The 13,268-nt window shown below is 67.7% G+C and carries 12 protein-coding genes; 5 read left to right on the top strand and 7 right to left on the bottom strand.

Annotated elements, in window-relative coordinates:
• Positions 1–169 precede the first annotated feature (169 nt).
• The 5 genes from A5673_RS23430 (at position 170) to A5673_RS29295 (ending at position 6,258) form a co-directional block, all read left to right on the top strand.
• Complete coding sequence (locus A5673_RS23430; protein ID WP_068238194.1) at positions 170–1,390, top strand: acyl-CoA dehydrogenase family protein; 1,221 nt, start codon at positions 170–172, stop codon at positions 1,388–1,390.
• Positions 1,383–2,204 (top strand): tyrosine-protein phosphatase, encoded by an 822-nt coding sequence (locus A5673_RS23425; protein WP_068238184.1) that lies wholly within the window; start codon positions 1,383–1,385, stop codon positions 2,202–2,204. The genes A5673_RS23430 and A5673_RS23425 overlap by 8 nt, the downstream gene beginning before the upstream one ends.
• A 102-nt stretch (positions 2,205–2,306) precedes the next feature.
• On the top strand, positions 2,307–3,965 hold the full coding sequence (locus A5673_RS23420; RefSeq protein ID WP_068238191.1) for a PE-PPE domain-containing protein: 1,659 nt from the start codon (positions 2,307–2,309) through the stop codon (positions 3,963–3,965).
• 170 nt (positions 3,966–4,135) lie between these two features.
• Positions 4,136–5,881, top strand: a complete 1,746-nt coding sequence (locus A5673_RS23415) for a PE-PPE domain-containing protein (RefSeq protein WP_068238181.1) — start codon at positions 4,136–4,138, stop codon at positions 5,879–5,881.
• A 206-nt stretch (positions 5,882–6,087) separates the two neighbouring features.
• Complete coding sequence (locus tag A5673_RS29295; protein ID WP_156748541.1) at positions 6,088–6,258, top strand: hypothetical protein; 171 nt, start codon at positions 6,088–6,090, stop codon at positions 6,256–6,258.
• Between the two features lie 7 nt (positions 6,259–6,265).
• Here the strand turns inward: A5673_RS29295 and A5673_RS23410 are convergent, their stop codons facing one another.
• The 7 genes from A5673_RS23410 to A5673_RS23380 form a co-directional block, all read right to left on the bottom strand.
• Entirely contained in the window at positions 6,266–7,234 is a 969-nt protein-coding gene (locus A5673_RS23410) for an NADPH:quinone oxidoreductase family protein (protein ID WP_068238178.1), read from the bottom strand.
• A gap of 5 nt (positions 7,235–7,239) precedes the next feature.
• Positions 7,240–8,100 carry an SDR family oxidoreductase gene (locus A5673_RS23405; protein ID WP_068238173.1) on the bottom strand — a complete coding sequence of 287 codons (861 nt, stop codon included), beginning with the start codon at positions 8,098–8,100 and terminating at the stop codon, positions 7,240–7,242.
• Positions 8,101–8,154: 54 nt separating this feature from the next.
• A complete protein-coding gene (locus A5673_RS23400) occupies positions 8,155–9,582 on the bottom strand; it encodes an aldehyde dehydrogenase family protein (RefSeq protein ID WP_068238168.1) in 1,428 nt (475 codons plus the stop codon).
• Between the two features lie 143 nt (positions 9,583–9,725).
• Positions 9,726–10,652, bottom strand: coding sequence for an SAM-dependent methyltransferase (locus A5673_RS23395; RefSeq protein WP_068238165.1), 927 nt, complete (start codon positions 10,650–10,652; stop codon positions 9,726–9,728).
• Positions 10,653–11,594, bottom strand: coding sequence for a class I SAM-dependent methyltransferase (locus A5673_RS23390; RefSeq protein ID WP_068238162.1), 942 nt, complete (start codon positions 11,592–11,594; stop codon positions 10,653–10,655).
• 15 nt (positions 11,595–11,609) lie between these two features.
• Complete coding sequence (locus A5673_RS23385; protein WP_068238161.1) at positions 11,610–12,551, bottom strand: class I SAM-dependent methyltransferase; 942 nt, start codon at positions 12,549–12,551, stop codon at positions 11,610–11,612.
• A gap of 81 nt (positions 12,552–12,632) precedes the next feature.
• Positions 12,633–13,268 carry a TetR/AcrR family transcriptional regulator gene (locus A5673_RS23380; protein WP_068238159.1) on the bottom strand — a complete coding sequence of 212 codons (636 nt, stop codon included), beginning with the start codon at positions 13,266–13,268 and terminating at the stop codon, positions 12,633–12,635.

The raw sequence follows: 13,268 nt of genomic DNA, 5'->3' as shown, positions 1-13,268 counted from the left end.
CCCCGCCCAACGACTCGCCAAACTCCTCAAGCAAGCAGCCTGACCAGATGTTGCACTAACCGATTGACAATGCCCCGCCGCAGCTCGCAACCGTTTATGTCTCGCACGCTGGCGACCTGAAACGACGCGTCAGCGCCGGTGTCCTATCGTGACGGTCATGGACTTCGCGATGTCGGCCAAAGCCAGCGATTACCACAAGCGACTGTCCGACTTCATGATCGAGAACGTCTTCCCGGCCGAGGCCGAATACGACAAATACCGTCACGAGGCCGGCCCGAATGACCACACCGTTCCGCCGGTCATCGAGGAACTCAAACGCACGGCCAAACAGCAGGGCCTGTGGAACCTGTTCCTGCCGGCCGAGTCGGGCCTGACGAACCTCGAGTACGCGCCGCTGGCGGAGCTGACGGGCTGGAGCCTCGAGATCGCGCCCGAGGCGCTCAATTGCGCCGCGCCGGACACCGGCAACATGGAAACGCTGCATCTGTTCGCCACCGAGGAGCAGCGCAAGCAGTGGCTGGAGCCGCTGCTGGCCGGCGAGATCCGCAGCGCCTTCTCGATGACCGAGCCGGCGGTCGCCAGCAGCGACGCCCGCAACATCGAGACCTCCATCCAGCGCGACGGGGCCGACTACGTCATCAACGGCCGCAAGTGGTGGACGTCCGGGGCGGCCGACCCGCGCTGCAAGATCCTCATCGTGATGGGCCGCACCAACCCGGAGGCGGCCAGCCACCAGCAGCAGTCGATGGTGCTGGTGCCCATCGACACCCCCGGCGTGACCGTCGTGCGCTCGACCACCGTCTTCGGCTACCAGGACCAGCCCGGGCACTGCGAGATCATCTACGACAACGTCCGCGTTCCGGTCACCAACCTCCTCGGCGAGGAGGGCGGCGGCTTCGCGATCGCCCAGGCCCGGCTGGGTCCGGGCCGCATCCACCACTGCATGCGCGCGCTCGGCGGCGCCGAGCGCGCGCTGGCCCTCATGGTGGACCGGGCGAACAACCGGGTGGCGTTCGGTCGTCCACTGGCCGAGCAGGGCGTGGTGCGCGAGGCAATCGCCAAGTCCCGCAACGAAATCGACCAGGCCAGGCTGTTGTGCGAGAAGGCGGCGTGGACGATCGACCAGCACGGCAACCGCGCCGCGCACCTGCTGGTCTCGCAGATCAAGGCGGTGGCACCACAAGTCGCGTGCGACGTCATCGACCGCGCGATCCAGGTGCACGGCGCCGCCGGCGTCAGCGAGGACACGGTGCTGGCCCGGTCGTACGGCTGGCACCGGGCCATGCGACTGTTTGACGGGCCCGACGAGGTGCACATGCGGACGATCGCGCGCGCCGAGATCGGCCGGGAGAAATCCGGGCTCGCCGCGGCGGTCACCGCGCATGACTGAAGCCGTCCGAGAACTGTCCGGCGCGTGGAACTTTCGTGACGTCGCCGACGGTGTTGCCGCGCTGCGGCCCGGACGGTTGTTCCGGTCCGGCGAGCTGAGCCGCCTCGACGACGAGGGCCGGGCAACGCTGCGACGGCTCGGGGTCACCGACGTCGCCGACCTGCGCGCGTCGCGGGAGGTCGCCCGGCGCGGCCCGGGGCTGGTGCCCGACGGCGTGGAGATTCACCTGCTGCCGGTGCCCGACTTGTCGGACCAGGAGGCCGACGCCGCCGCGCCACACGAAGAGGCGTTCCAGCGGCTGTTGCGGGGCGAGTCCGACGGCTCCGAGGAGTCGGTGAACGAGACCGCTGTGCGCTTCATGACCGACGAGTACCGCCAATTCCCCACGCGCAACGGGGCGCAGCGCGCGTTGCGCCGTGTCGTGACGCTGCTGGCCGCCGGGCGCCCGGTGCTGACGCACTGCTTCGCGGGCAAGGACCGCACCGGCTTCGTCATCGCGACGGTGCTCGAGGCCGTCGGCGTGGATCGCGACGCCATTGTCGCCGACTTCTTGCGCAGCAACGACGCGGTGCCCGAGCTTCGCGCGCATATCTACGAAATGATCCAGCAGCGCGGCGATACCGAGCTGACCCCCGAGGTGGTGACCTTCACCGAGGCGCGGCTGTCCGACGGGGTGCTCGGCGTCCGCCCGGATTACCTTGCCGCCGCCCGGCAAACGATCGACGATGAATTCGGTTCGCTGGGCGCCTATCTCAAGGACGCCGGCATCACCGAGGCCGACATCGAGCGCCTGCGCGGCGCCCTGCTGGGCTGAGCCGACCGCCCCCGGCCGCACGCGAAACCCAAACGCCAGACAGGACCGCGGGCGCACCTTACGCTGGCGGGGTCCGTCTGTTGTCGGGAGAGGATGGGGCCGATGTCGTATCTGATCGCTGAGCCGCTGGCGCTGGCAACGGTCGCGACCGAGATCGAGGGGATCGGTTCGGCATTCAGTGCCGCGACCGCCGCCGCAGCCGCTCCGACTTCGGGCGTGGCGGCAGCGGCCGGCGACGAGGTGTCGGCGGCCATCGCGGACGTCTTCGGCGCGGTCGGCAAGGAGTATCAGGCCGTCGTCGCTCAGTTCGAGGCGTTTCACACCCAGTTCCAGCAGGCGCTGGCGTCCGCCGGACTCTCCTACGCGGAGACCGAGGCCGGCATCGCCGCCACCCTGGGCCTGGGGGCGGCCGCGCCCGCCGCGCCACTGCCGGCCGCCACGATTCCTCCGTTCCCGGCCAACCAGCTGTCGTATTTCATCGGCGGCACCGGGGTTCCCATCCCATCACCGTCATTCGTCACCCGGGCCAACGCGCTCTACGTCCAATCGATGGGCGCCCTGCAGGCGCTGTACACGCCCGAGCAGTTGTACCCGCTGACCGGCGTCAAAAGCCTGCCCCTGAATCAGTCGGTGGCCGAGGGCGTGACGATCCTCGACAACACCCTCTACAACGCGATCCACAACCAGGGGCAATCGGTAACCGTTTTCGGCATCTCGCAGAGCGCGATCATCTCCTCGCTGGAAATGCAGAACCTCGCCAACGGCACGTCCCTGTTCGGTGCGAACCCACCCGGTGCCAACATGCTCAACTTCGTGCTGACCGGCAACGAGGTGAACCCCAACGGCGGCATGCTGTCACGCTTCCCGAACCTCTCGCTGCCCGCACTGGGGCTGGATTTCTATCCCGCGATGAACGCCAACACGCCCTACCACGTCGCCAACTACACGCTGGAATACGACGGGTTCGCCGACTTCCCGCGCTACCCGATCAACATTCTTTCCGACCTCAACGCGGTCGCGGGCATCGTCTTCGTTCACACCACCTACCTGGATCTCACGCCCACCCAGGTCAACAACGCCATCCAGTTGCCGACGTCGCCGGGCTACACCGGCAACACCAGCTACTACATGATTCCCACGGCGGACCTGCCGCTCCTCAAGCCGCTGGATGCCATCCCGGTCATCGGCAAGCCGTTGGTCGACCTACTCCAACCGGACCTGAAGGTATTGGTCAACCTGGGCTACGGTCCCGACCCCACCCTCGGGTACTCCACGAGCTACGCGGACGTGCCGACCCCGTTCGGCTTGTTCCCGGATGTCAACCCGGGCACCGTGTTCAACGCACTGGCCGCCGGCACCCAGCAGGGAATCCACGACTTCTCGCTCGACGTGCAGCAGATCGCGTCGCAGCCCACCGCGGTCGTTCCGCAGTTCACCCTGCCGGCCGCGCCGGGCCCGACCACGGCGCCCGACTTCCCCTCGCCGCAACAGGTTTTCGACACCGTCAACAGGATCGTCACGACCGACTACTCCGTCGTGCTTCCCACCGCCGACATCGGCTACTCCCTCGCCACCGAGTTGCCCTTCTACGACTCCGAGCTTTTCCTGAGCCAGCTCGGGCAGGGCAACCTCATCAACGCCATCGGCTATCCGATCGCCGCCGACGTCGGGTTGGGGACGGTAGCGGGCGGGGTCGAATTCCTGACCATCGTTTCGGCGCTGTCGAGCAACATCAAGGACATCCAGAGCCTCATCCCCTAACGCGCCCTGCGCCAGGCGGATTGCCCGAAGACAACGGCGCGAAATGCCTACGAAAACGCGCGATCGCTCCTAAGCTGACTGCGTGCCGGTTCCGGCGACGCGCCTGGTCATCGGGTTGGCAACGTCGGCGGGGCCAACAGCGTACCCCTCGGTTCGGAAGGGAAGAGGCGATGACGACCTTAGTTGCGCAGCCCGAAATCTTTGCGACGGCCGCACAGGATGCTTCCACAATCGGCTCGGCGATCAACGAGGCCCGGGCGGCCGCCGCCGGCTCCACCACGAGCGTGGTGGCAGCGGCCGAAGACGAGGTGTCGGCAATCACCGCGCAGCTCTTCGGCTCGTTCGGTCAGGAATACCAGGCGCTGCTGCAGCAGGCGGCCGCGTTCCATGGTCAGTTCGTTACGGCATTGGCGGGCGCCGGAAACGCCTACGCGCATGCGGAAGCCCAGATCGCCGGCACGCTCGGGCTCACCGGCGCGGCGAGCCCGGTATTCGGAGCACCACCATCGGCGGGGGACCCGCTCGTCGACCAGTTCTTCATCATGACCGGCAGCGGCACCGCGACGCCTAATTCCACATACATCGCCAATGTTGTCAGTCGCTATTTGACTCCTCCCCCATTCAATTTCACTCTCCCTGCTGGCATTAACCCGATCGCTGTGACCACCGCAGAGGGGTTATATCCGTTCACCGGCGTCAAAGATCTGACACTGGACATCTCCCTGGCCCGCGGCGTCACCTCGCTCGACAATGCGATCAACCTGATGGTCCATCCCGGCGCGGGCGGCGGCACCGCCGCGATTCTGGGCTACTCACAGAGCTCGATCGTCGCCTCACTGGAAATGCCGAAACTCGTCGCCGAGGGCTTTATAGGTTCGAGCAACCCGGCCACGAATCAGCTGTTTTTCCAACTCCTCGGGGATCCGGCCAATCCCAACGGCGGCCTGCTTGCGCGCTTCCCCGGTCTGAGCTTCCCGAGCCTGGGTGTCACCTTCGGCGCCTCGACGCCCAGCAACGACTTCCTGACCAACATCTTCACGCTGGAATACGACGGCTTCGCCGACTTCCCGCGCTACCCGATCGATATTTTCTCCGACCTGAACGCACTCGCGGGCATTGTGTTCATCCATGGAACCTATCCGCATCTCACGGCCTCTCAGCTTGCTTCTGCGTTCCTGCTGCCCGGGTCGCATAGCCTCGATCCGACGAACGGCCTGACCGATTACTACATGATTCCCACGGAGAACCTGCCGCTGTTGACGCCGCTGCGGCTGATCCCGGTCATCGGTAACCCGCTTGCGGACCTGATCCAGCCGGACCTGAAGCTCATCGTCAACTGGGGCTACGGCGACCCCAACTACGGGTTCTCCACCAGCCCGTCCAATGTGCAGACCCCATTCGGCTTCCTGCCGCCGATGAGCGCAACGACCGAATTGGTGTCGCTCTTCCCCGGCGCCACCGCACAGGGAGTCAGCGCCTTCAGCCACGACCTGTCGAACCTGGCGAGCTCCCTTCCCGGGGCCGCCACTTCGGGATTCGCTCAGCTGACGTTGCCACCCTCCGCGTCGATGCCGACCACGCCCACCGGCATCATCCAGGCGATCGAATCCGCCAACACAAACATCGTCGGCACGCTGACGAGCGATTTCTCGACCGCCTACGCGACGCTGCTCCCGACGGCAGACATCGCGACCGCCGTGGCGGTGACCCTCCCCTCCTACGACGTCAACCTGTTCTTGGACGGCATCAACGAGGCGCTCAACGGCAACGTCGTCGGCGGGCTGATGGATGCGTTCGGCCGCCCGATCGCGGCCAACATCGGCCTGACCACACTCGCGGGCGGCTTCGAACTCATCACCATCGAGAACGCGCTCGACACAATCGTGACCGGAACGCCGAACCCGGGGCCCCAGTAACGTCGGCAGCGTGACCACGGCCGGCGACGACGACGGATAACCCTGTGGCGGAGGCGGTTTCAGCCCGAAGAAACAGCGATTGCCCGAGCCGAGCGACACGATTCGGTCTACGATCACGTGCCGTGCCCGTCGAGCCCTAACCGCGTGAGGGCGATCGATGTCGAATGTGATTGCGCGGCCGCTCTCGATAGCGTCGGCGGCGGCAGATGCTCGACGGCCACCCCGCAGAAGGGTTGATCTACGCGTTCGGCGCTCCGGTGTCCGCCGACATGGCGTTGGGCACGCTCGCAGGCGGTTGCGAGGCCCGAGTCATGTCGGGTGCGGCCAAGGAGATCTACTACGCCTTCCTCGACCAGCCCGTGCCGGAGCCCGGCTAAAACGACCTCAGGGCTCCAGCACCACCTTGCCCAGCACGCCGCCGTCGGCCAGGCTCTGCAGCGCGACCGCACCCTCCGACAGCGGATAACGCTGCGGCGGAGGCGGTTTCAGCCCGAGGAAAACCAGCTGGCTCAGCCCCCACGAGAACAACGCGGCCGAACCCGGGACCTTGTTCAGGTACTCGCCCCACGCAACGCCCACCACGCTGACGTTGCGCAGCAGCAGCCGGTTCACCTTGACGGTGGGGATGCCGCCGGCGGCAAAGCCGATCACCAGCAGCTTGCCGTCGATGGCCAGCACCCGAACCGCGTCGTCGAAGGCCGGGCCGCCGATGGGGTCGACGACGATGTCGACCCCGCGGCCCTGGGTGTAGTCACGCACCCGGTCGGCCCAGCCGTCGGCCAGCGGCACCACCAGGTCGGCGCCCAGGGAAGCGACATAGTCCGTCGCGGCCTCGCGGTGCACGACGGCCAGCACCTTTTTCGCGCCCATAGCCTGCGCGACCTGGATCGCCGCCGTGCCCACCCCGCCGGCGGCGCCCAGCACCAGGACCGTATCGCCCGGCCGCATCGCGGCGCGGCGGGCCAGCGCGAAGTACATGGTGTTGTAGTTGACCAGCAGCGAAACCGCTTCGGCGTCATCCAGTTCCGCGGGGCTGCGCATCACGTTGGGCACCGGAACGGCCACCTGCTCGGCGTAGGCGCCCAGGATGCCGAACGCCGAAACCCGCTCGCCCACCCGGTAACCCGACCCCGCCGGCGCCGAACGCACCACACCCGCGGCTTCCATGCCGGGCACGAACGGCGGGGGCAGCTTCAGCTGATACTCGCCCTTGGCCAGCAGCAGATCGGGAAAGCACACCCCGGCGGCGCGGACGTCGATGACGACGTGGTTGCCGTCCTCGGTGACGTCCTCGATGTCGGTGAAGACCATGCCGTCCGGACCGGACAGCTCTTGCACCACGCAGGCTTTCATGGCCCCTACAGCTTGAAGCCGGCCTTTTGCGCTGAGGACAGGTCGGAGATTTCAGTCCAGTGCGAGGCGATGTCGTCCACTGACGGTGGCTTGTCGAAGTTGAGGCCCTGGTTCTCGAAGAGCGCGACTCGCTGCACCTTGCCGCCGCCGACGACGAAAACCGATGCGCTGTCCGGGCATTCCTCGGTGCACAGGTAGGCGACCACCGGTGCGACATACTCCGGGGTGAGCTTCTCGAGCACCTCCTTCGGCAGGATGTCCTCGGTCATCCGGGTGGCCGCGATCGGGGCGATCGCATTCGCCTTGATGTTGTACTTGGCCCCCTCCAGCGCCAGCGTGTTGATCAGGCCGACCAGGCCGAGCTTGGCCGCGCCGTAGTTGGTCTGCCCGAAGTTGCCGAACAGGCCGCTGGTGGAGGTCGCGACGACCACGCGGCCGTAGCTCTGCTCCCGGAAATGCGGCCAGGCGGCGCGGATCACGTTGTATCCGCCGTAGAGGTGCACCTTGAGCACGGCGTCCCAGTTCTCTGACGTCATCTTGTGGAACGTGCCGTCGCGCAGGATCCCCGCGTTGCTCACCACGCCGTGCACGGCGCCGAATTCGTCGAGCGCGGTCTTGACCATGTTCTCGGCGCCCTCGGGGTCCGCGACGCTGTCGTAGTTGGCGGCCGCCCGGCCGCCCGCGTCCTTGATCTCCTTGACCACCTCGTCGGCCATGTTGTGGCCGGCGCCGGTGCCGTCGCGGGCCCCACCGAGGTCATTGACGACGACGCTGGCGCCCTCGCGGGCCAGGGTGAGGGCGTACTCACGGCCCAATCCCCCACCGGCTCCGGTGACGACGATGACGCGATCCTGCACTCCGGGCATCAGGTTCCTCTCTCGGTGTTCAAAGGACTTGGGTGATAAGGGAATTAGGTGGTGTCAGAACATTCTGCGAGCCATCTTGAAGGCTCGCGCGGTGTACGGCGGGTAGATGAACTTCGACAGGTCCGGCCGGGTGGGCTTGGTCAGCACCGACTTGCGGTGGCTGAACTCCTCGAAGCCATAGCGGCCGTGGTAGGCGCCCATGCCGGAGGCGCCGACGCCGCCGAAGGGCAGCTTGGCCGTCGACACCTGGAAGGCCAGGTGGTTGACCAGCATGCCGCCGGCCGGCACCTGCTTGATCACCCGCTCGCGGGTCTCGCGCGTCTTGGTGAACAGGTAGGCGGACAGCGGCTTGGGCCGCGAGTTGACGAAACGTATTGCGTCGTCCAGGGATTGGACGGTGATCACGGGCAGCACGGGCCCGAAGATCTCGTTCTGCATCAGCGGGCCGTCCGGGTCGGGGTCGACGACGACCGCCGGCTGGATCCGCAGGCTCGACGGGTCGCACTCGCCACCGACGACGACCTTGCCGTCGGCACCGGAGAGGTAGCCGCTGATGCGGTCGAACTGGCGCTGGTTGACGATCCGCATTCCGTTGGGCTTGTCCGACGTGAACTTCGTGATGGCGGCGCCGATCTTGCTGACCAGCTCGTCGCGAATCTTCGCGTCCGCCAACACATAATCCGGTGCGACGCACGTCTGCCCGGCGTTGAGCAGCTTCATCCAGGCGATCCGCTTGGCCGCGACTTCCACGTCGGCGTCCTCCGCCACGATCACCGGGCTCTTGCCGCCGAGCTCCAGCGTGCACGGGGTCAGGTGGGGTGCAGCGCCCTCGTACACCTTGCGGCCGATCTCGGTGCCCCCGGTGAACAGCACCCGGTCCAGGCCCTGGGCGATGAGCTCCTGGCTCACCGAACCGTCGCCTTCGACCACGGCGATCGCGTCGTTGTCGAGGTAGCGCGGCACCAACTCGGCCATCAGGTGGGCGGACGCCGCGGCGATTTCCGATGGTTTGAGGATGACGGCGTTTCCCGCGGCGATCGCGCCGACCGCCGGGCCCAACGTCAGATAGAAGGGGTAATTCCACGCGCCGATGATCAGCACCGTGCCGTAGGGCTCGTATTCGATCCAGCCGCGGCCGGGAAGCTGCGGCACCTCCAGCAGCTGGTAGCGGCGGCGCGTCCACCGGCGGACCCGCTTGGCTGCGAACTTCGCCTCCCCGGCCGTCGTCGCAATGTCGGCGATGAACGACTCGAACGGGCTGCGGTCCAGGTCCTCGGCGAGAGCGGCGGAGATGGCCGCCTCGTTCTCTTCCATCAACTTCGCCAGCTGCAGCAACTGCCGCCTGCGCCACTCGACGTCGCGGGTGCGGCCGGTCGCGAAGGTCTTGCGCAGCCGAGCCACCGTGAGGGGGATATCGACGGGCTGAGCTGCCGCACCGTTCTGGGATTCCGATGTCTTCGGTGCAACCGATTCGGTGGTCATCGTTGTCCTTCCCGAGCAGAGTTGCCCGCTGCAATGCGGGTGGCCGCTCATCGGCGTTAACCGCGATCCTAACCATCCGGTTGGGAGAGCCGTAGGAAGGATCCGCCCCACCCGGATCAGCATCCGGCGGGCGGCGTTTCGGGTCAGGCTTTGGCGGCCGTCACAAAGCTGTTCGTGAACGGCCTGTCCTCCGACTGTGGCGCGCGGCCCAGCCGCAGCCCCTCGTCGAGCGCGCTCGTCGCGCGGGTCGTCCAGCCGTGCGCGGCGAACCAGTCCGCGCAGTCGGGGCGGCCCTCGTCGTCAAACCACAGGTCGAAGGGATTGAACGAGGTGTCCTGGCCGCGCGCTTCGCGCCTGGCGCGCAATTCCTGCCACCTCCGCTCCGCCTCGCGACGCTTTTCCCGGTCGACCCCGAAGATTTCGACCGCCACCCGGCTGCCGGGTCCGCTCAGCCTGTCGATGGAGGCGAACATGGCCCCCTGCGCGGCCGCCGGGAGGAACGGCAGCAACCCCTCGGCCAACCAGGCGGTCGGGCCCGTCGCGTCGAAACCGGCGTCGCGCAGCGCCTGCGGCCAATCGTGGCGAAGGTCCACCGGCACCGGCCGCCGGTCGACGACCGGGGCGGCCCCGTGGGCGCCCAGCGTCCGGGCCTTGTACTGCAGCACCTTGGGCAGGTCGATCTCGTAGACGACGGTGCCGGCAGGCCAGTCCAGCCGGTAGGCGCGCGAGTCCAGGCCGGCGGCGAGGATCACCACTTGGCGAACGCCGGCCGCCACCGCATCGGCGAAGTACGCGTCGAAGAAATGGGTCCGCACCGCCTGGTAATTGATCATGTGCCTGGAGTCGACGGTGAAGTCCGCGGCCGCATCGTCCGGGTCCGGCGTCCACCAGGCGGCGACCTGCTCCCGAACCCCCTCGAGTTCGGGAGTGGACACCAGCACCTCGGCGAACCGGTCGCGGATCAGCGGCTCGGCGCTGGCCGTCTCGGCGGCACGGGCCAGCGCGACCATGACCGCGGTCGCCCCGACGCTGGTGGCGATGTCCCAGGAGTCGTCCGCGGTGCGCGGCATCTACAACCGTTCCGCGACGACGAAGTCGGAGAACGCGTCCTTGTCGTCGGCCAGCGGGACATTCTCGATGAAGCGGCCCAGCCGGCGCATCGCGTCGACCGAGTGCTCCGCCGTCGCGCGCCAGCCGTGTTGGTTGAGCCACTGGGTCACGTCCGCGCGGTTTTCGTCGCGGTACATCAGCTCGCCGACGTCGACGGTCTCCTCGAGCCCGATCTCGTCGGCCACCTTCTTGAAGCGTTCCCGCATCTGCTGTCGCCGTTCTTCGGCGTGGTTGGGCGCGGTCTCGGCCGAGACCCGGCTGCCGGCCGGGCTCAGCTCGCCGATCAGGGTGAACAACCGGTCCTGGGCCTCGGCGGGCAGATACATCAACAGCCCCTCGGCCAGCCACGCGGTGCGCTGGGTCGGGTCGAAGCCCGCGGCACGCAGCGCCGCCGGCCAGTCCTGACGCAGGTCGATGGCGACCTCGCGGCGATCGGCGGACGGCGTCACGCCGTTGTCGGCCAGCGTGCCGGATTTGTAGGCCAGCACCTCGGGCTGGTCGAGCTCGTAGACCGTGGTGCCGGCCGGCCAGTCCAGCCGGTAGGCGCGGGAGTCGAGGCCCGACGCCAGGATCACGACCTGGCGGATCCCGGCGGCGACCGCGTCGTTGAAGTAGGTGTCGAAGAAGTGCGTCCGCACGGCCTGGTAGCCGCGCATGTGGTGCAGGTGGGCCGCGGAATCCTCGTCGAGCGCTTCGACCCTGGCGGCGATCTCGGGGTCGAGCATGGCCTCCCACAGGACCCCGGCGCCGGAGCTGGTGACCAGGAGCTTGGCGTACGGGTCGCGGATCAGCGCGTCCGGCCGCTCGGTTTCGACGGCGCGGGCGGCGGCCACCATGACCGCGGTGCTGCCGACGCTGGTCTTGATGTCCCAGGTGTCGTCGTGGGTGCGCAGTGAGCTCATCGGGTTGCTCCTCTATCAGGTGTTCGGCTGGCCGAGGCGCGCTCGCAGCAAGGTGCTGCGGACGGCCTCGTCGGCCAGGTCGTCGGGAACCGATCGGCCCAAGCGGGCCATCTCGTCGCGGTTGTCCACGGCGCTGACCTGCCAGCCGTGGTCGGACAGCCACCGGACGGCATCCGTGCGGTCGGGTTCGTGGAAGGTCAACGCCTGGACGTTGACGTCCAGGCCGAGCCGCTCCCGCATGCGCAGCCAGCGCTGCGAGTTGCTACGCGAATTCATGCCGAACACCTCGACGGCGACCTGGCTGCCGGGCGCGCTGAGAGCGGTGAACATCTCGAACAGCCGGTCCTGGGCGTCGCTGGGCAGGTAGGGCAGCAGGCCCTCCGCCAGCCACGCCGTCGGTTGGGTGCGGTCGAACCCGGCGGCGGTCAGGGCCGCGGGCCAGTCGTCGCGCAGGTCGATCGCAACGGGGCGCCTGCTCGCGCTGGGGGCCGCGCCCTGCTGCTCGAGAATTCCGGTCTTGTACTCCAGCACCTTGGGCTGGTCGATCTCGTACACCGCGGTGCCCGGCGGCCAATTCAACCGGTAGGCCCGCGAATCGAGCCCGGCCGCCAAGATCACGACCTGCCGAATCCCCGCGCGGACGGCGTCCTCGAAGTACTCATCGAAGAAATGCGTGCGCACCGCCTGGTAGTCGATCCCGATCCGATGCGCGCGCTGCCCGTGCGGATCGCCGTCCAGCCAGGCCAGCTCGGGGTCGGCCAGCCGGGCCCAGGCCGGGCCGGCCGACGACACCAACGGGCGGGCGAACTCGTCGCGGATCAGCGGAGCGGCCCCGGACGTCTCGACCGCACGCGCCGCGGCAACGCCCAACGCGGTGGCGCCGACCAGTTCGGTGATCGCCCAGCTGTCACCGGCGGTCCGTAACGAAGGCGGTAAGGAGGCGTCCAGATCAGTCATGACCCGAACCATGCTACCGAGTAAGTTAGTTAGCCTATACGCTTTGTGCGCAAGTTCACTGCTTGGATCGGCGCTGGCCGGTCAGGTCTCGGGGCGCCAGAGAGCGCCCTCCAAAAGCTGACGCAGCATGCCGGTGACGCCCAACATCGCCTGGTAGCTGCGGACATAGCCGGCGTAGAGGCCGACGCCGCAGATCACGACGAGCAGCGTCTCGACCAAGGCCGACGGGTCGGTACCGGGGATGACCTCGCCGCGCTCGATCGCATCGTTGACGACGCGCGTCAGAAAATCGCGACTGAGCGTCACGGAATCGTTGTCGGCCGGCCGCAATTCCGGGTGCCGCTGGAATTCCAGCACGGCGGTGATTAAGAACGCCGATCCGGCGGGATTTTCGGAATTGGCACGCACCGCGGCCGAGATGAACGCCGTGAGCCGCCCGATCAGAGTGGTCTCGCGCTCCGCCTGTTTGATGCCGGCCCCGATGACGAATTTGTTCGTTTCATCCAGCACCTCGCGGAACAGCACCCGTTTGCTGGAGAAGTAGTGGTTGATCGCGGGCCGGGTCAGGTCGGCCTGGGCCGCGATCGCCTGAAACGTCGCGCCGTCATAGCCACGTTCGCTGAACACCAGACGAGCGGCCTGGATTATGCGTTGACGTGTCTCGTCCGCCTTGGCGGCAGGCGGGCGCCCTGGCCTGCGACTCGGCGTTGCCGACAT

It is taken from the genome of Mycobacterium sp. E3198 (genome assembly GCF_001667015.1).
Lineage (GTDB): Bacteria > Actinomycetota > Actinomycetes > Mycobacteriales > Mycobacteriaceae > Mycobacterium.
Note: the sequence above shows the minus strand (reverse complement) of the source record. Positions and strands in the feature narration are given on the sequence as shown.

Bases quoted from the DNA above. Each gene is read 5' to 3' on its own strand.
- A5673_RS23430 (WP_068238194.1), top strand. From the start codon at position 170: ATGTCGGCCAAAGCCAGCGATTACCACAAGCGACTGTCCGACTTCATG.
- A5673_RS23425 (WP_068238184.1), top strand. From the start codon at position 1,383: ATGACTGAAGCCGTCCGAGAACTGTCCGGCGCGTGGAACTTTCGTGAC.
- A5673_RS23420 (WP_068238191.1), top strand. From the start codon at position 2,307: ATGTCGTATCTGATCGCTGAGCCGCTGGCGCTGGCAACGGTCGCGACC.
- A5673_RS23415 (WP_068238181.1), top strand. From the start codon at position 4,136: ATGACGACCTTAGTTGCGCAGCCCGAAATCTTTGCGACGGCCGCACAG.
- A5673_RS29295 (WP_156748541.1), top strand. From the start codon at position 6,088: ATGCTCGACGGCCACCCCGCAGAAGGGTTGATCTACGCGTTCGGCGCT.
- A5673_RS23410 (WP_068238178.1), bottom strand. From the start codon at position 7,234: ATGAAAGCCTGCGTGGTGCAAGAGCTGTCCGGTCCGGACGGCATGGTC.
- A5673_RS23405 (WP_068238173.1), bottom strand. From the start codon at position 8,100: ATGCCCGGAGTGCAGGATCGCGTCATCGTCGTCACCGGAGCCGGTGGG.
- A5673_RS23400 (WP_068238168.1), bottom strand. From the start codon at position 9,582: ATGACCACCGAATCGGTTGCACCGAAGACATCGGAATCCCAGAACGGT.
- A5673_RS23395 (WP_068238165.1), bottom strand. From the start codon at position 10,652: ATGCCGCGCACCGCGGACGACTCCTGGGACATCGCCACCAGCGTCGGG.
- A5673_RS23390 (WP_068238162.1), bottom strand. From the start codon at position 11,594: ATGAGCTCACTGCGCACCCACGACGACACCTGGGACATCAAGACCAGC.
- A5673_RS23385 (WP_068238161.1), bottom strand. From the start codon at position 12,551: ATGACTGATCTGGACGCCTCCTTACCGCCTTCGTTACGGACCGCCGGT.
- A5673_RS23380 (WP_068238159.1), bottom strand. From the start codon at position 13,268: ATGTCGGCAACGCCGAGTCGCAGGCCAGGGCGCCCGCCTGCCGCCAAG.